The organism is Pantoea sp. B270 (genome assembly GCF_018726825.1).
GTDB classification, from domain to species: Bacteria; Pseudomonadota; Gammaproteobacteria; order Enterobacterales; family Enterobacteriaceae; genus Pantoea; species Pantoea dispersa.
Window position 1 is genome coordinate 3431898 of the sequence record NZ_JAHCSX010000001.1, and the last position, 17077, is coordinate 3448974.

General features: G+C 54.9%; 11 protein-coding genes, 3 tRNA genes, 3 rRNA genes and 1 pseudogene. 12 read left to right on the forward strand and 6 right to left on the reverse strand.

All coding sequences use genetic code 11. The features are described from left to right. Positions 1 to 2 precede the first annotated feature (2 nt). Both KOL70_RS16200 and metN read right to left on the reverse strand, forming a co-directional pair. On the reverse strand, positions 3 to 656 hold the full coding sequence (locus KOL70_RS16200) for a methionine ABC transporter permease MetI (protein ID WP_021507464.1): 654 nt from the start codon (positions 654 to 656) through the stop codon (positions 3 to 5). Further along, positions 649 to 1680 carry a methionine ABC transporter ATP-binding protein MetN gene (gene metN / locus KOL70_RS16205; protein WP_127833709.1) on the reverse strand — a complete coding sequence of 344 codons (1032 nt, stop codon included), beginning with the start codon at positions 1678 to 1680 and terminating at the stop codon, positions 649 to 651. Before metN ends, KOL70_RS16200 begins: the two co-directional genes overlap by 8 nt. A gap of 188 nt (positions 1681 to 1868) precedes the next feature. Between metN and gmhB the strand changes: the two genes are divergently transcribed. From gmhB to dkgB, 7 genes are all read left to right on the forward strand, one after another. Continuing rightward, positions 1869 to 2429, forward strand: coding sequence for a D-glycero-beta-D-manno-heptose 1,7-bisphosphate 7-phosphatase (gene gmhB, locus KOL70_RS16210; RefSeq protein ID WP_021507462.1), 561 nt, complete (start codon positions 1869 to 1871; stop codon positions 2427 to 2429). 446 nt (positions 2430 to 2875) lie between these two features. Next, a 16S ribosomal RNA gene (locus tag KOL70_RS16215) occupies positions 2876 to 4417 on the forward strand. Between the two features lie 88 nt (positions 4418 to 4505). Then, positions 4506 to 4580 (forward strand) — tRNA-Glu (locus tag KOL70_RS16220). Positions 4581 to 4932: 352 nt separating this feature from the next. Next, positions 4933 to 7837: ribosomal RNA gene (locus tag KOL70_RS16225) — 23S ribosomal RNA — on the forward strand. A 205-nt stretch (positions 7838 to 8042) separates the two neighbouring features. Continuing rightward, a 5S ribosomal RNA gene (gene rrf / locus KOL70_RS16230) occupies positions 8043 to 8158 on the forward strand. The 16S, 23S and 5S rRNA genes sit together here with 2 tRNA genes alongside, the layout of an rRNA operon. A gap of 100 nt (positions 8159 to 8258) precedes the next feature. Next, positions 8259 to 8335 (forward strand) — tRNA-Asp (locus KOL70_RS16235). 170 nt (positions 8336 to 8505) lie between these two features. Continuing rightward, complete coding sequence (dkgB, locus tag KOL70_RS16240) at positions 8506 to 9309, forward strand: 2,5-didehydrogluconate reductase DkgB (protein WP_215480915.1); 804 nt, start codon at positions 8506 to 8508, stop codon at positions 9307 to 9309. A 12-nt stretch (positions 9310 to 9321) separates the two neighbouring features. Here the strand turns inward: dkgB and yafC are convergent, their stop codons facing one another. Further along, positions 9322 to 10230 (reverse strand): DNA-binding transcriptional regulator YafC, encoded by a 909-nt coding sequence (gene yafC, locus KOL70_RS16245; protein WP_215480916.1) that lies wholly within the window; start codon positions 10228 to 10230, stop codon positions 9322 to 9324. A 100-nt stretch (positions 10231 to 10330) separates the two neighbouring features. On the opposite strand from yafC, the gene KOL70_RS16250 reads away from it, so the two are divergent. Further along, complete coding sequence (locus KOL70_RS16250; protein WP_125310438.1) at positions 10331 to 11509, forward strand: MFS transporter; 1179 nt, start codon at positions 10331 to 10333, stop codon at positions 11507 to 11509. A gap of 148 nt (positions 11510 to 11657) precedes the next feature. Beyond that, positions 11658 to 12458 (forward strand): endonuclease/exonuclease/phosphatase family protein, encoded by an 801-nt coding sequence (locus KOL70_RS16255; protein WP_031279675.1) that lies wholly within the window; start codon positions 11658 to 11660, stop codon positions 12456 to 12458. A gap of 192 nt (positions 12459 to 12650) precedes the next feature. Here KOL70_RS16255 and mltD read toward each other — a convergent pair whose 3' ends face one another. Further along, positions 12651 to 14027, reverse strand: a complete 1377-nt coding sequence (mltD, locus tag KOL70_RS16260; protein WP_031279674.1) for a murein transglycosylase D — start codon at positions 14025 to 14027, stop codon at positions 12651 to 12653. 71 nt (positions 14028 to 14098) lie between these two features. Next, positions 14099 to 14854: a hydroxyacylglutathione hydrolase gene (gene gloB, locus KOL70_RS16265; RefSeq protein WP_215480917.1), complete on the reverse strand. Its 756-nt coding sequence runs from the start codon at positions 14852 to 14854 to the stop codon at positions 14099 to 14101. A gap of 40 nt (positions 14855 to 14894) precedes the next feature. On the opposite strand from gloB, the gene KOL70_RS16270 reads away from it, so the two are divergent. Continuing rightward, complete coding sequence (locus tag KOL70_RS16270; protein ID WP_021507307.1) at positions 14895 to 15629, forward strand: class I SAM-dependent methyltransferase; 735 nt, start codon at positions 14895 to 14897, stop codon at positions 15627 to 15629. Here the strand turns inward: KOL70_RS16270 and rnhA are convergent. After that, positions 15614 to 16181 (reverse strand): annotated as a pseudogene (gene rnhA / locus KOL70_RS16275) (ribonuclease HI). The gene KOL70_RS16270 and the pseudogene rnhA overlap by 16 nt on opposite strands. Between rnhA and dnaQ the strand changes: the two are divergent. Continuing rightward, entirely contained in the window at positions 16135 to 16866 is a 732-nt protein-coding gene (gene dnaQ, locus KOL70_RS16280) for a DNA polymerase III subunit epsilon (RefSeq protein WP_058776026.1), read from the forward strand. The pseudogene rnhA and the gene dnaQ sit on opposite strands and share 47 nt — an antisense overlap. A 134-nt stretch (positions 16867 to 17000) precedes the next feature. Continuing rightward, a tRNA-Asp gene (locus KOL70_RS16285) sits at positions 17001 to 17077 on the forward strand.

A 17077-nucleotide genomic window follows, 5' to 3' on the forward strand; every position in this document is an offset into this window, starting at 1 on the left:
GCTTATTTATGTGACACCGCACGCACGATGCGGTCACCACAGAACTGAATTAAATACACCAGCACCACCAGCAAAATCAGCACGGTATTCATCACGGTGGCGTTATAGCCGATGTAACCATACTGATAGCCAATCTGGCCCAGACCGCCCGCGCCCACAGCACCACCCATGGCGGAGTAGCCCACCAGCGTAATCAGGGTAATTGTAGCGGCATTCACCAGCCCTGGCAGCGCTTCCGGCAGCAGCACTTTACGCACGATCTGCAGCGGTGTGGCACCCATGGCGCGCGAGGCTTCAATCAGTCCGGTCGGCAACTCAAGCAGCGCATTCTCCACCATACGGGCGATAAACGGCGCCGCGCCTACGGTCAGCGGAACGATGGCCGCCTGCAGACCAATGGAAGTGCCGACGATGGCGCGGGTAAACGGAATCATCCACACCAGCAGGATAATGAAAGGAATAGAACGGAAAATATTGACGATGGCTGACAGCACGCGATACAGCGCAGTGTTGGCCAGAATCTGCCCCGGACGCGTGACGTACAACAGTACGCCAACCGGCAGGCCAAGCACAAAGCCAAAGAAACCAGAAACGAAGGTCATCATCAGCGTTTCCCAGACGCCACGCGTCAGTAACCACAGCATCGCTTCAGACATAACCCAGCACCTCTACTTTCACATGATTTTCTTTCAGCCAGGCAATAGCGGCTTGTGTATCTGTTTCACTGCCGTCCATTTCGGCCAGCATGATGCCGAACTTCACGCCACCGGCGTAATCCATCTGGGCACTGATAATGTTGTTATTGACGTTGAAACGGCGCGCGGCTTCTGACAGCAGCGGCGCATCCACCGATTTACCGGTGAACTCCAGCCGCAGCAGCGGCACGCTCTCGCTGCCCGCGCTCGCCTGCATGCGCTGCTGGTAATCATCCGGAATATCCAGATGCAGCGTTGACTGAATAAACTGCTGGGCCAGGGGCGTTTTCGGGTGCGAGAACACTTCGCTGACGCTGTCTTTTTCAATCAGTTCGCCGTTGCTGATCACCGCCACCTGATCGCAGATGCGTTTCACCACATCCATCTCGTGAGTAATCAGCAGAATAGTGATGCCGAGACGACGGTTGATGTCTTTCAGCAGCTCCAGAATCGAGCGGGTGGTGGCCGGGTCCAGCGCGCTGGTGGCTTCATCACACAGCAGCACCTTCGGATTGCTGGCCAGCGCACGGGCAATCGCGACGCGCTGTTTCTGACCGCCGGACAGATTCGCCGGCCAGCTGTCGTGTTTGTCCGCCAGACCGACCAGCTCCAGCAGCTCGCTGACGCGCTTTTTGATCGCTTCGCGTGACAGGTTACCCAGCTCAAGCGGCAGCGCAACGTTGCCCGACACGGTGCGGGAGTTCATCAGGTTGAAGTGCTGGAAGATCATGCCAATCTGGCGGCGCGCCAGCGTTAACTGCCCGGAAGAGAGCGCGGTGAGCTCCTGACCGTCAACCAGCACGCGACCGGATGTCGGGCGCTCCAGCAGATTGACGCAGCGGATGAGCGTACTTTTACCGGCACCGGATGAACCGATGACGCCATAAATTTGTCCGGCAGGCACGTGCAGGCTAACGTTTGACAACGCCTGAATAGTGCGTGAACCCTGCTGGAACACTTTGGTGATATTTTCGAGTTTAATCATTAGTTTAATTGTTATCGTGTTGCGTTGTCCGTGGTGTATCGGTTTTCGCGCCGCCGGGGCAGGCGAAATCTGGATGGATGGTAAGGCATCCAGACGGCTAAATCAATCAAAGTCATTCAATCTGCCATTCTCACGGTATGCGCAATCATGCGATACTGCGCGGCACTATTTGCAGCAGGAGTTTCTACGTGGCGAACCCAGTCCCGGCTATTTTTCTCGATCGTGATGGCACCCTGAATGTCGATCACGGCTATGTTCATGAGATCGATAATTTTCAGTTTATTGATGGCACCATTGAAGCGCTGCAGGCGTTAAAGAAGATGGGCTACGCGCTGGTGCTGGTGACCAACCAGTCTGGCATCGCGCGCGGCATGTTTACCGAAGATCAGTTTATGCAACTCACCGAGTGGATGGACTGGTCTCTGGCCGATCGCGATGTCGATCTCGACGGCATCTATTTCTGCCCGCATCTGCCTGATGCAACGGTCGTGGAGTACCGCCAGACTTGCGATTGCCGCAAGCCGCAACCGGGCATGCTGCTTTCGGCACAGAAACACCTGAACATCGATATGGCGGCTTCTTATATGGTGGGCGATAAGCTGGAAGATATGCTGGCAGCGAAGGCGGCAGGTGTGGGAACCAAAGTGCTGGTGCGCAGTGGTAAGCCGGTCACCGCCGAAGGCGAAGCGGCTGCGGATTGGGTGATTGATAGTCTCGCAGAGCTGCCGGCGCGCATGAAAAAGGCCTGAAATCAGGCCTTCTGCACAAATCTTAAGCGAACAGTAAAAAAGTTGAAATTTGCACTTGCGCTTCCATAAGTTCGCCCTATAATGCGCCACCACTGAGACGGCAAAGCGGCAAAGCGGCAAAGCGGCAAAGCGGCAAAGCGGCAAAGCGGCAACGCAGGCGGCTCAGCAGGGCGTGAAGTGATTCACCCCGCCGGAGAAAAACGCTGAAAAAAGTGTTTGACTCTGAAGGAGGAAAGCGTAATATACGCCACCTCGCGACAGCAGGCCGAACGCCGCGTCGCACCGCTCTTTAACAATTTATCAGACAATCTGTGTGGGCACTCGCAGGATTGATATCAGCGTCTCCGGACGTAAAAAATATCAAGTCTTTGCTGAGTGAACACGTAATTCATTACGAAGTTTAATTCACAGAGCATCGCTGCACTCGTTGCAGCAAATCAAACTTTAAATTGAAGAGTTTGATCATGGCTCAGATTGAACGCTGGCGGCAGGCCTAACACATGCAAGTCGAACGGCAGCACAGAAGAGCTTGCTCTTTGGGTGGCGAGTGGCGGACGGGTGAGTAATGTCTGGGAAACTGCCCGATGGAGGGGGATAACTACTGGAAACGGTAGCTAATACCGCATAACGTCGCAAGACCAAAGTGGGGGACCTTCGGGCCTCACACCATCGGATGTGCCCAGATGGGATTAGCTAGTAGGTGGGGTAATGGCTCACCTAGGCGACGATCCCTAGCTGGTCTGAGAGGATGACCAGCCACACTGGAACTGAGACACGGTCCAGACTCCTACGGGAGGCAGCAGTGGGGAATATTGCACAATGGGCGCAAGCCTGATGCAGCCATGCCGCGTGTATGAAGAAGGCCTTCGGGTTGTAAAGTACTTTCAGCGGGGAGGAAGGCGGTGAGGTTAATAACCTCGCCGATTGACGTTACCCGCAGAAGAAGCACCGGCTAACTCCGTGCCAGCAGCCGCGGTAATACGGAGGGTGCAAGCGTTAATCGGAATTACTGGGCGTAAAGCGCACGCAGGCGGTCTGTTAAGTCAGATGTGAAATCCCCGGGCTTAACCTGGGAACTGCATTTGAAACTGGCAGGCTTGAGTCTCGTAGAGGGGGGTAGAATTCCAGGTGTAGCGGTGAAATGCGTAGAGATCTGGAGGAATACCGGTGGCGAAGGCGGCCCCCTGGACGAAGACTGACGCTCAGGTGCGAAAGCGTGGGGAGCAAACAGGATTAGATACCCTGGTAGTCCACGCCGTAAACGATGTCGACTTGGAGGTTGTGCCCTTGAGGCGTGGCTTCCGGAGCTAACGCGTTAAGTCGACCGCCTGGGGAGTACGGCCGCAAGGTTAAAACTCAAATGAATTGACGGGGGCCCGCACAAGCGGTGGAGCATGTGGTTTAATTCGATGCAACGCGAAGAACCTTACCTGGCCTTGACATCCAGAGAACTTAGCAGAGATGCTTTGGTGCCTTCGGGAACTCTGAGACAGGTGCTGCATGGCTGTCGTCAGCTCGTGTTGTGAAATGTTGGGTTAAGTCCCGCAACGAGCGCAACCCTTATCCTTTGTTGCCAGCGGCTCGGCCGGGAACTCAAAGGAGACTGCCGGTGATAAACCGGAGGAAGGTGGGGATGACGTCAAGTCATCATGGCCCTTACGGCCAGGGCTACACACGTGCTACAATGGCGCATACAAAGAGAAGCGACCTCGCGAGAGCAAGCGGACCTCATAAAGTGCGTCGTAGTCCGGATTGGAGTCTGCAACTCGACTCCATGAAGTCGGAATCGCTAGTAATCGTAGATCAGAATGCTACGGTGAATACGTTCCCGGGCCTTGTACACACCGCCCGTCACACCATGGGAGTGGGTTGCAAAAGAAGTAGGTAGCTTAACCTTCGGGAGGGCGCTTACCACTTTGTGATTCATGACTGGGGTGAAGTCGTAACAAGGTAACCGTAGGGGAACCTGCGGTTGGATCACCTCCTTACCTGAAGATACCTTCCCGCGAAGTGCTCACACAGATTGTCTGATAGAAAAGTAACGAGCAGGACGGCTGCGAAGTCGTGACACTTTGTGTCCCCTTCGTCTAGCGGTTAGGACTCCGCCCTTTCACGGCGGCAACAGGGGTTCGAATCCCCTAGGGGACGCCACTGCTTGGTGACAGGTGAAAGGTGTCTCCACAGAATATCTCAAAACTGACGGTAACGTCGTGTTTGAGATATTGCTCTTTAACAATCCGGAACAAGCTGAAAATTTGAAACGACGCGTCGTATTCATTCTCCGTAATAAGAATGAAATTTACGATGTGTTCGAGTCTCTCAAAAGCTTACAGCTTACAAGCAACTGTGATGCAGTAGCGAGCGAGCAGTAAAGAAGGCAAGGCGCGCCGGCGCGCAGCCAGCGGAGCGTACTGAAGTACGTGAGCATGGCGAGCACCGCGCAACGACGCATTCTTTACGCGCAGCCGTTACGGCAAGACAGATAAACGCCTGTGGGTTGTGAGGTTAAGCGACTAAGCGTACACGGTGGATGCCCTGGCAGTCAGAGGCGATGAAGGACGTGCTAATCTGCGAAAAGCGACGGTAAGGTGATATGAACCGCTACAGCCGTCGATGTCCGAATGGGGAAACCCGGTGCACTCTGTGCATCATCGTTTGATGAATACATAGTCAAACGAGGCGAACCGGGGGAACTGAAACATCTAAGTACCCCGAGGAAAAGAAATCAACCGAGATTCCCCCAGTAGCGGCGAGCGAACGGGGAGCAGCCCAGGACCTGAATCAGCTTGTGCATCAGTGGAAGCGTCTGGAAAGTCGCGCGATACCGGGTGACAGCCCCGTACACGAAGATGCACAGGTTGTGAGTCCGACGAGTAGGGCGGGACACGTGGTATCCTGTCTGAACATGGGGGGACCATCCTCCAAGGCTAAATACTCCTGACTGACCGATAGTGAACCAGTACCGTGAGGGAAAGGCGAAAAGAACCCCGGCGAGGGGAGTGAAACAGAACCTGAAACCGTGTACGTACAAGCAGTGGGAGCACCTTCAGGGTGTGACTGCGTACCTTTTGTATAATGGGTCAGCGACTTATATTCTGTAGCAAGGTTAACCGCATAGGGGAGCCGAAGGGAAACCGAGTCTTAATTGGGCGTTAAGTTGCAGGGTATAGACCCGAAACCCGGTGATCTAGCCATGGGCAGGTTGAAGGTTGGGTAACACTAACTGGAGGACCGAACCGACTAATGTTGAAAAATTAGCGGATGACTTGTGGCTGGGGGTGAAAGGCCAATCAAACCGGGAGATAGCTGGTTCTCCCCGAAAGCTATTTAGGTAGCGCCTCGTGAACTCATCTCCGGGGGTAGAGCACTGTTTCGGCTAGGGGGCCATCCCGGCTTACCAACCCGATGCAAACTGCGAATACCGGAGAATGTTATCACGGGAGACACACGGCGGGTGCTAACGTCCGTCGTGAAGAGGGAAACAACCCAGACCGCCAGCTAAGGTCCCAAAGTCATGGTTAAGTGGGAAACGATGTGGGAAGGCACAGACAGCCAGGATGTTGGCTTAGAAGCAGCCATCATTTAAAGAAAGCGTAATAGCTCACTGGTCGAGTCGGCCTGCGCGGAAGATGTAACGGGGCTAAACCATGCACCGAAGCTGCGGCAGCGACACTATGTGTTGTTGGGTAGGGGAGCGTTCTGTAAGCCGCTGAAGGTGTGCTGTGAGGCATGCTGGAGGTATCAGAAGTGCGAATGCTGACATAAGTAACGATAAAGCGGGTGAAAAGCCCGCTCGCCGGAAGACCAAGGGTTCCTGTCCAACGTTAATCGGGGCAGGGTGAGTCGACCCCTAAGGCGAGGCTGAAAAGCGTAGTCGATGGGAAACAGGTTAATATTCCTGTACTTGGTGTTACTGCGAAGGGGGGACGGAGAAGGCTAGGTTATCCGGGCGACGGTTGTCCCGGTTTAAGCGTGCAGGTGTGAAGACCAGGCAAATCCGGTCTTCTTTAACACTGAGGCGTGATGACGAGCCGCTACGGCGGTGAAGTAACTGATGCCCTGCTTCCAGGAAAAGCCTCTAAGCTCCAGGTAACACGAAATCGTACCCCAAACCGACACAGGTGGTCAGGTAGAGAATACCAAGGCGCTTGAGAGAACTCGGGTGAAGGAACTAGGCAAAATGGTGCCGTAACTTCGGGAGAAGGCACGCTGGCGCGTAGGTGAAGGGACTTGCTCCCGGAGCCGAGGCCAGTCGAAGATACCAGCTGGCTGCAACTGTTTATTAAAAACACAGCACTGTGCAAACACGAAAGTGGACGTATACGGTGTGACGCCTGCCCGGTGCCGGAAGGTTAATTGATGGGGTTATCCGCAAGGAGAAGCTCTTGATCGAAGCCCCGGTAAACGGCGGCCGTAACTATAACGGTCCTAAGGTAGCGAAATTCCTTGTCGGGTAAGTTCCGACCTGCACGAATGGCGTAATGATGGCCAGGCTGTCTCCACCCGAGACTCAGTGAAATTGAAATCGCTGTGAAGATGCAGTGTACCCGCGGCAAGACGGAAAGACCCCGTGAACCTTTACTATAGCTTGACACTGAACATTGAGCCTTGATGTGTAGGATAGGTGGGAGGCTTTGAAGCGTGGACGCCAGTCTGCGTGGAGCCAACCTTGAAATACCACCCTTTAATGTTTGATGTTCTAACGTAGGCCCGTAATCCGGGCTGCGGACAGTGTCTGGTGGGTAGTTTGACTGGGGCGGTCTCCTCCCAAAGCGTAACGGAGGAGCACGAAGGTTGGCTAATCCTGGTCGGACATCAGGAGGTTAGTGCAATGGCATAAGCCAGCTTGACTGCGAGAGTGACGGCTCGAGCAGGTGCGAAAGCAGGTCATAGTGATCCGGTGGTTCTGAATGGAAGGGCCATCGCTCAACGGATAAAAGGTACTCCGGGGATAACAGGCTGATACCGCCCAAGAGTTCATATCGACGGCGGTGTTTGGCACCTCGATGTCGGCTCATCACATCCTGGGGCTGAAGTAGGTCCCAAGGGTACGGCTGTTCGCCGTTTAAAGTGGTACGCGAGCTGGGTTTAGAACGTCGTGAGACAGTTCGGTCCCTATCTGCCGTGGGCGCTGGAGAATTGAGGGGGGTTGCTCCTAGTACGAGAGGACCGGAGTGAACGCACCGCTGGTGTTCGGGTTGTCATGCCAATGGCACTGCCCGGTAGCTAAGTGCGGAAGAGATAAGTGCTGAAAGCATCTAAGCACGAAACTTGCCCCGAGATGAGTTCTCCCTGACCCCTTGAGGGTCCTGAAGGGACGTTGAAGACGACGACGTTGATAGGCCGGGTGTGTAAGCGCAGCGATGCGTTGAGCTAACCGGTACTAATGACCCGTGAGGCTTAACCTTACAACGCCAGAGGCGTTTTGGTCCGAGAGACCGAAAGAATTTTCAGCTTGTGACGGAAAAATTAGCGGAAACGAAAGATTTTGCGCTGAGGCAAGGCGCCGGACGAGACGGTACGAGGGAGCATACAGAAGTATGTGACTGAGTAGCGCGAGGACGGGCAACGCGGCATCAGTGAAAAAGATTCGTTTCGCGCACAAAGAATTTGCCTGGCGGCAACAGCGCGGTGGTCCCACCTGACCCCATGCCGAACTCAGAAGTGAAACGCCGTAGCGCCGATGGTAGTGTGGGGCCTCCCCATGCGAGAGTAGGGAACTGCCAGGCATCAATTTAAGACCCCTAATCGGGTCGTGACCTTCCCGGTGACGCGGAAAGGGCGAAATACCTGAAATCAGCGACGGTCTGATATCAGTACAGAATCGGTGGAGCGGTAGTTCAGTTGGTTAGAATACCTGCCTGTCACGCAGGGGGTCGCGGGTTCGAGCCCCGTCCGTTCCGCCACTTAAATTGAGAAGCCCTGACTGTAAAGTCAGGGCTTTTTCATGTCCGCTAAAAACCTGCCATTGTTGAGTAAAACGCAAAATTCCTCTGCTCATAAGCGGATTTTTCAGCAACAATAATCCTGCCACAATACGCCTCATCGCAACATTCAACGCAATGATGAGGAAAACATGACAATCCCCGCTTTTGGTTTAGGAACATTTCGTCTGCAGGACGATGTCGTTATTCATTCAGTGAAAACCGCACTGGAACTCGGTTATCGCACTATCGATACCGCACAAATTTATGAAAACGAAGCTGCCGTAGGTCAGGCTATTGCCGAAAGCGGCGTGGCACGTGATGAGCTGTTTATCACCACTAAAATCTGGATTGAGAATCTCGCCGCCGACAAACTGATCCCCAGCCTGCAGCAGAGCCTGGCGAAACTGCGTACCGACTATGTCGATTTGACGCTGATTCACTGGCCATCGCCGGGTGCAGCGGTATCGGTCACAGAGAGCATGCAGGCATTGATGGCAGCGAAAGAGGCGGGACTGACGCGTCAGATTGGTATCTCTAACTTCCCGATTGCCCTGATGAAAGAGGCTATTGCCGCTGTGGGCGCAGAGAACATTGCAACCAACCAGATTGAGCTGCACCCGTTCCTGCAAAATCGCCAGGTCGTGGAGTTCGCGAAACAGCAGGGCATTCACATCACTTCATACATGACGCTGGCATATGGCGAAGCGTTAAAAGAACAGGTGATAAAGCAGATTGCGCAGAAACATCAGGCCACACCCGCGCAGGTCGTCCTGGCGTGGGCACTGGCACTGGGTTATGCCGTGATCCCCTCCTCAACCAAACGTGAGAACCTGGCCAGCAATATGGCGGCGCAGGATCTGACACTGGATGCGGACGACATGGCGCAGATCGCCGCGCTGGATCGTCAGCAGCGTCTGGTCAGCCCGGAAGGCCTGGCACCAGACTGGGATTAATTCTCCCGTGCATCAGCCCTGCACGCGCCAGGGCTGATCTCTGACCCACTCGCTGAGAAAATCAATAAAGGCCCGCACGCGCTGGCTCACTCCTAAATCGCTGTAATACACCGCATTAAAAGGCATCTCAACAGGTACCGACTGGTGCGCCAGCACCTCAACAAAAGTGCCCGCCGCAATTTCCGCATTCACCATAAAGTCCGACAGGCAGGCGATACCCTGATCGTTCAGGCACAGCTGCTTGATCGTCTCTCCGCTGTTCGATGACATCGCCGCGTCAATTTCATACAGATCGCTGCCATTGGCCGACACGGGCCAGCGATTGAGACGAGGCGTCTCGACAAAGCCGAGGCACTGATGCTGTGCCAGCGCCTCCACCGACGCCGGCGTGCCATATTTCGCCAGATAAGCTGGCGTAGCGACCATTTTACGATAGCTGGTGAACAGCAGCCGGGCACGCAGCGTAGAGTCGGTTAAATCCCCGGCACGAATAGCGACATCCACTTTACGATCGATCAGGTTGATAAAGCTTTCAGAGGAGATTAGCGATAGCGTGACCGCCGGATAGCGCTCGCGAAAGGGTTTAATCATCGGCATCAGCAGGTTAAGGATCACTGGTGTTGCCGCGTCGATGCGCAGCACGCCCTGTGGCGCCTGCTGGCGTTCAATCAGCTCATTCTCTGCCGTTGCCATCTCAAGGATCAGCTTCTGCACGCGCCGGAAATAGAGTTCGCCTTCATAAGTCAGCGCCAGCTGACGGGTGGTACGCGTCAGCAGCGACACGCCAAGCTTGTGCTCCAGCTTCTTCACCGTGCGGCTCACCGCCGAATTGGCCATCTGTAACTGCTCCGCTGCACGGCTAAAACTGCCGCTTTCCACCACAGCGATAAAGACTTTTAACTCCTCTGAAGATGCCTTCATTATGCCTCCTCAGGCAAAAGTTTATTGTTACTTTGCTTCTTTTTGTTATTAAAGCACGAGTCGATAATGGCGCCCATCAAAACATTATTGGGAGTCAACCATGCCACTTGCACTCTGGGCGCTGACCATCAGCGCTTTCGCTATCGGAACCACCGAGTTTGTTATCGTCGGGCTGATTCCGACCATCGCTGAACAGCTCAGCATTACGTTACCTTCCGCCGGGATGCTGGTATCCATCTACGCGCTTGGCGTAGCCGTCGGTGCGCCAGTGCTCACCGCCTTAACCGGCAAGCTGCCGCGCAAGCAGTTGCTGATGGGTCTGATGGCGCTGTTTACCGTCGGTAATCTGGTGGCCTGGCTGGCACCCAACTATGAAACGCTGGTGATGGCGCGTCTGCTGACCGGACTGGCGCACGGCGTTTTCTTCTCCGTCGGCTCAACCATTGCCACCAGCCTGGTAAGCAAAGAGAAGGCTGCCAGTGCGATAGCCATCATGTTTGGCGGCTTAACCGTGGCGCTGGTTACCGGCGTACCGCTTGGCACACTGATTGGTCAGCATTTTGGCTGGCGTGAAAGTTTTCTGGCGGTCTCTCTGCTGGGCGTGATTGCGCTGGTCAGCAGTATGATACTGGTACCGCGTAACATCGCACAGCCGCCTGCCACCTCCCTGGCACAGCAGGCCGCCGTGATGATTAATCCGCGTCTGCTGCTGATTTACGCGATTACCGCGCTGGGCTACGGTGGCATCTTTACCACCTTTACCTTCCTGGCACCGATGATGCAGTCACTGGCCGGTTTCTCGCCGACCGCCGTCAGCGGCGTGCTGCTGGGGTACGGTATTGCAGTGGCGATCGGGAATATCTGGGGCGGCAGGCTGGCCGATCGCCGCGGGGCGGTACCGGCGCTGACGCTGATTTTTATCGCGCTGGCCATACTGTTAGTGGTATTCCAGTTCACCGCCAGCATGCATTACCTCGCGCTGCTCACGGTGCTGGTGATGGGCGTCTTTGCCTTTGCTAACGTACCTGGCCTGCAGGTTTACGTGGTGCAAAAGGCTGAACACTATGCGCCAGGCGCAGTTGATGTCGCGTCAGGGCTGAATATCGCGGCCTTTAATATTGGCATCGCACTGGGTTCAACCGTCGGCGGTCACATCGTGGAACATTACGGTCTGGCGCAGACGCCATGGGTGGGTGCCGTCATCGTGTTTGCGGCTCTGCTGCTGGTCCGCCTCAGCGGCCAGCTGGATAAGCCACGCGCGGCAGCCATCATTGAATAAGCCACACAACAGCCTGCCGCATGGCGGGCTGTTGCCGTTGCTGGCTGTGAGGCGAATTCCGACAATCAATAACAGCAATTGAAACCCCGCGCTAAAATCCCTATAACAGTCAGGTGAAGTTGTAGTCGAAAATCAGCCAGGCGGGACAGTGCGAAAAAAAACTTATGCAATGCGGTATGTAGCAGGTCAGCCTGCTGAGCGGATTTTTCCGCCAGGGGCGATGCTGCATCTTGGGCAGGCGTTACCGCCCGGTGCACCGCTGCCAGCCGACCCAACCCTGCGCGTGCTGGTGTGGAATATCTTCAAACAGCAGCGGGCAGACTGGATGTCAGTACTGCAGGGCTTCGGTAAAGATGCCCATCTGGTGCTGCTGCAGGAGGCGCAGACCACACCGGAACTGGTGCAGTTCGCCACCAGCAATTATCTTGCGGCCGATCAGGTACCGGCCTTTGTGCTGCCACAACACCCCTCTGGCGTCATGACGCTGGCTTCTGCCCATCCGGTCTACTGCTGTCCGCTGCGTGAACGTGAGCCGCTACTGAGGCTGTCTAAATCCGCTCTGGTCACTGCCTATCCGCTTCCCACCGGCGAAATGCTGATGGTGGTCAACATTCATGCGGTCAATTTCAGCCTCGGCGTTGATGTGTACAGCAAACAGCTGGGGCCGATTGGCGAGCAAATCCAGCATCATCGCGGGCCGGTGATCATGGCCGGCGACTTCAATGCCTGGAGCCGTCAGCGTATGAACGCGCTCTACCGCTTTGCCCGTGAGATGGCGCTGCGCGAAGTAAACTTTACTGATGATCATCGACGCAAAGCCTTCGGCCGCCCGCTGGATTTTGTCTTTTACCGCGACATGAAAGTCAGCGAAGCATCGGTGCTGGTGACGCGTGCCTCTGACCACAATCCTCTGCTGGTTGAATTCAGTCCCGGCGCGGCTAAACGTTAAGCCAGGCGCGGCGCGCCAAAGGCGAATGATTCACAGCGCTGATGCCGCATTCTGCTCAATAAGCCACTTCAGACTGCTAAAGGCATGGCGCAGCGGCGATAATAATGAGGTTTGCGCGTAAGTGTGTCTGACTGCGGGAAAGGGAAAGGTAAATAATGAAAAAGGCTGACAAAAGTCAGCCTTTTCGGTGCATCAGGTATCAGGTGTTGCGCTATTCTTCACAAACAGCGTCAGCTTGTCGCCGGGCTGAATGTCTTTAGCGTCACTGTTCCAGCGCATCACGTCTTTGGTGTTAACACCGTGACGTTTGGCGATACTGGCAAAAGAATCACCCTTACGTACACGGTAGGTGATGCTGTTGCCGTTATCCGCCAGCTGCGACGCGCCAGCTTTGCTGCCAACGGTCAGTGTCTGACCGATGCGTACTGACGCACTGCGCAGGTTATTCTGCTGCTTCAGTGCACTAACGCTCACGCCAAGCTTACTGGCAATGCCCGATAAGGTGTCGCCTTTGCGGACCTTATAGCTATTGCCTGCAGCGCTGACTTTCGCCAGCTCGCCGGGCTGTACCGCCGCAATATCACCGGAAGCCAGTGAATTGCGCAGCTGAGCCACGTTGGACTTTGGCACCATAATATAGTGCGGTCCGTTTGGCGCGGTGGTGCCGTTTTTATACCCGGCATTGAATGTCTTCAGCTTGCTGAGCGACATACCGGCCATATCTGCGGCCTGCGTCAGTTCAATCTGCTGTCCCACTTCAACGCGAGCCAGTGCACGGCTCTCATTGGCGGTTGGCAGCTTAATACCGTAGCGCTTGCTGTTCTTGAGAATATCACTCAGGGCCAGCATTTTAGGTACGTAAACCGTGGTCTCGCGTGGCAGCGATAAATGCCAGAAGTCGGTCGGCTTACCGCGCGCCTTGTTCTGTTTCATCGCCTTCAGCACACGCCCTTCACCGCTGTTGTAGGCGGCGATGGTCAGTAACCAGTCACCGTCAAACATGCCGTTCAGACGCTGCATCATATCCAGCGCAACTTTGGTTGAGGCCACCACATCGCGGCGTCCGTCATACCATTGGTTCTGTTTCAAACCATAGTTTTTGCCCGTCTGCGCAACGATCTGCCAGATGCCAGCGGCATTCGCAGAAGAGGTTGCGTGTGGGTCAAAAGCGCTCTCCACTATGGGTAGCAGTACCAGTTCCATCGGCATTTTACGTTTCTGTATCTGCTCGACAATCCAGTACATGTACGGCTCTGCCCGTAATGTTACATCGTGGAGATAGCTCTTATTTTTTAAGTACTTTGTTTTTTGTTCGCGGATTCGCGGGTTTTCCGGAATCCCCATCTTCAACTCGTCACTAATGTGATTCCAGAGATCAGTGTCTTCTGCGAGGCTGGTTCCATCATCTTGCCAGCGCGGCGACAACAAGCGATCTCCGTACTTTCCATTTTCACCTTGACCAGCTGAAGACAGACTCTGTGCATGCTGTACCGGGATACTGGCGTCATTCCTTGATGCCTGACATCCAACCAGCAAGACCGAGGCGAGTAATATCGCTTTAGCCTTCATGTGTGTGTCAATAGTTCGCTTAAAAGACGAGCAACTATACGTTAGCGACCGGCACAACACAACCAGAAATATCAAAAACGGTCTTTCTTCTCGCGTAGATCGGCAAAAGTCTGCCATAACGGAGCCGACGACATATTAATGCCTAAAGCCTTTTGCAAATCAGGATCTTGCGTACGCAGGAATAAATTTATTTCACGCTCCAGCGCCAGTTTTGTTGGCAAAGTAATACGATTTTCTGCGCGTAAGTCCTTAATTTGCTGATACCTTGCCAAAATTTTCGGGTCCTGAGGCAGAATAGCCGCAGCAAACTTCATATTGGATAAAGTGTATTCATGCGCACAGCAGATAAGCGTATCGGCAGGGAGTTGATTAAGCGACTGAAACGACTCAAACATTTGCTGCGCAGTGCCTTCGAACAGTCGTCCGCAGCCACCCGAAAACATCGTATCGCCACAGAAAAGATAAGGTGAGCTGAAATATGAGATATGTCCTAAAGTGTGTCCAGGCGTTGCGATGACGCAGAAATTTAGCCCGAGCAGCGTAAATTCATCACCGTCACTGAGAATAGTGCGCGCGCCTTTATCGGCGGTCTCCTGCGGACCATAAACCTCAAGTTGTGGATAGTGCTCCAGCAGTTCGCTAACGCCGCCCACGTGATCGTGATGATGATGGGTCAGCAGAATGGCCTGCGGCTGCCAGTGATTGGCGTGAATTTTTTCCAGCACCGGCCGGGCTTCACCCGGATCGACGATCAGACAGCGTCCCTGCTCATCGTTCAGTGTCCAGATGTAGTTATCCTGCAACGCGGGAATACTGGTAAGATTCATAAACACCTCTCAGGTCGTAGAAAAAGGAAAATGGTAGAGCATGAAGCCAGCGAAAACACGCCAAATCCTGACTGCGCCGCGCTCCTGGCAGGATATGCCCTGGGGCGACTATTTCCGCGACGCGTTAACCCAGCAACTGCAACCGTATCTCGGCAAGCTGTACGGCTTTCATATGCTTAAAATTGGCAGCCTCAGCGCAGAAATCAATACCCGCCAGTGTGCCATATCGCATCAGGTTAATGTGGGCGATGAGGGCGATGGGCTGCACGTCATCGCCAGCGCAACGCAGTTGCCGTTTGAAGCCAAATCGATTGATGCCTGTCTGCTGGCACACACGCTAGCCTGGAGCCAGGATCCGCACCGCGTCCTGCGCGAAGTGGATCGTGTACTGATTGATGACGGCTGGATGATTATCAGCGGCTTCAATCCGTTCAGCCTGCTGGGCATCAGTAAAGGCCTGCCCGGATTACAGCGCCGCGCACCGTGGAGCGGACGGATGTTCAGCCAGGTGCGCCTGCTCGACTGGCTGAGCTTACTCAACTATGAAGTGGTGTATCGTACGCGCTTTCAGGTGGTGCCGTGGCACCGCCAGGGCGGCAAGATGATCAGCACGCACCTGCCGGCGCTGGGCTGTCTGAATATCGTGGTTGCGCGTAAGCGCACCTTCCCGCTGACGCCGGGCAAAGTGAAGATGATGCCTGGCAAAACCCAGTTACGGCCAGCGGTCAATGCCACGCGGCAGTTTCGTGAAGCCAGCGATCAGGACTCAACCTGATAGCCAATATCGTCGAGGGAAGGATTGCCGGCAGCGCTACGTGCCAGTTCATCGCAGCGTTCGTTCTCCGGATGACCGGCATGGCCTTTTACCCATTCCCACTGAATCTGATGGGTGCTGAGCGCCGCGTCGAGTCGCTGCCATAGATCAACGTTCTTCACCGGCTTCTTTTCTGCGGTTTTCCAGCCGCGCTTTTTCCAGTTGTGAATCCAGCTGGTGATCCCCTGGCGCACGTACTGGCTGTCGGTGCTGAGCACCACGTCACACGGCTGGGTCAGCGCTTCCAGTGCCACAATGGCCGCCATCAGCTCCATGCGATTATTGGTAGTAAGGCGATAGCCGGCGCTGAATAATTTCTCGTGCTGGCGGTAGCGAAGAATGGCGCCGTAGCCGCCGGGACCGGGATTGCCCAGGCAGGATCCATCGGTGAATATTTCTACCTGTTTGCGCATCTCTGGTAGACTTCCTTCTGACAAAACGCCAAGTCTGACATAAAACGAGTCCTATGAGCACTGCAAATAACCGCCAGATCGTCCTCGATACCGAAACCACCGGCATGAACATGATCGGGGTGCATTACGAAGGACATCGCATCATTGAAATCGGTGCGGTTGAGGTGATCAACCGTCGCCTGACCGGCAACAACTTCCATATGTATCTCAAGCCCGATCGGCTGGTGGATCCGGAAGCGTTCGGCGTACACGGTATTGCCGATGAATTCCTCGCCGATAAACCGACCTTTGCGCAAATCGCCGACGAATTCCTCGATTACATTCGCGGCGCGGAGCTGGTGATCCATAACGCTTCGTTCGACATCGGCTTTATGGATTACGAATTTGCCATGCTGCAGCGCGACATCGGTAAGACAGAAACCTTCTGTCAGATCACCGATAGCCTGGCGATGGCGCGTAAAATGTTCCCGGGCAAGCGCAACAGCCTGGATGCGCTGTGTAACCGTTTCGAGATCGACAACAGCAAACGTACGCTGCACGGCGCTTTGCTTGATGCCGAGATTCTGGCCGAAGTGTTCCTCACCATGACCGGCGGCCAGACCTCGCTGGCGTTTTCAATGGAAGGCGAGCAGAGCAATCAGGTGGCAGGCGAGCATATACAGCGCATCGTTCGTCCGGGCGCCGGCCTGCGCGTGGTTAGCGCCAGCGATGAAGAAATAATGGCGCATGAGAGCCGGCTCGATCTGGTGCAAAAGAAGGGCGGCAGCTGCCTGTGGCGCGCCTGAAGCCGCTGATTTTGCGTGGAAAAGCGTCGTTAAGCTGAAAAAACCGCCAAACGAGAGATTCCCCTGCAAAAAGCGTTGACGAGGGATGAGGCTGCCATTAATATGCGCCTCGTTCCCGACGGGGAACAAAGCGCGGAGCGGTAGTTCAGTTGGTTAGAATACCTGCCTGTCACGCAGGGGGTCGCGGGTTCGAGCCCCGTCCGTTCCGCCA

What these genes read in the sequence shown, in the direction of transcription:
- KOL70_RS16200 (WP_021507464.1), bottom strand. Translation starts at nt 656, where the DNA reads ATGTCTGAAGCGATGCTGTGGTTACTGACGCGTGGCGTCTGGGAAACG.
- metN (WP_127833709.1), bottom strand. Translation starts at nt 1,680, where the DNA reads ATGATTAAACTCGAAAATATCACCAAAGTGTTCCAGCAGGGTTCACGC.
- dkgB (WP_215480915.1), top strand. Translation starts at nt 8,506, where the DNA reads ATGACAATCCCCGCTTTTGGTTTAGGAACATTTCGTCTGCAGGACGAT.
- yafC (WP_215480916.1), bottom strand. Translation starts at nt 10,230, where the DNA reads ATGAAGGCATCTTCAGAGGAGTTAAAAGTCTTTATCGCTGTGGTGGAA.
- KOL70_RS16250 (WP_125310438.1), top strand. Translation starts at nt 10,331, where the DNA reads ATGCCACTTGCACTCTGGGCGCTGACCATCAGCGCTTTCGCTATCGGA.
- mltD (WP_031279674.1), bottom strand. Translation starts at nt 14,027, where the DNA reads ATGAAGGCTAAAGCGATATTACTCGCCTCGGTCTTGCTGGTTGGATGT.
- gloB (WP_215480917.1), bottom strand. Translation starts at nt 14,854, where the DNA reads ATGAATCTTACCAGTATTCCCGCGTTGCAGGATAACTACATCTGGACA.
- KOL70_RS16270 (WP_021507307.1), top strand. Translation starts at nt 14,895, where the DNA reads ATGAAGCCAGCGAAAACACGCCAAATCCTGACTGCGCCGCGCTCCTGG.
- dnaQ (WP_058776026.1), top strand. Translation starts at nt 16,135, where the DNA reads ATGAGCACTGCAAATAACCGCCAGATCGTCCTCGATACCGAAACCACC.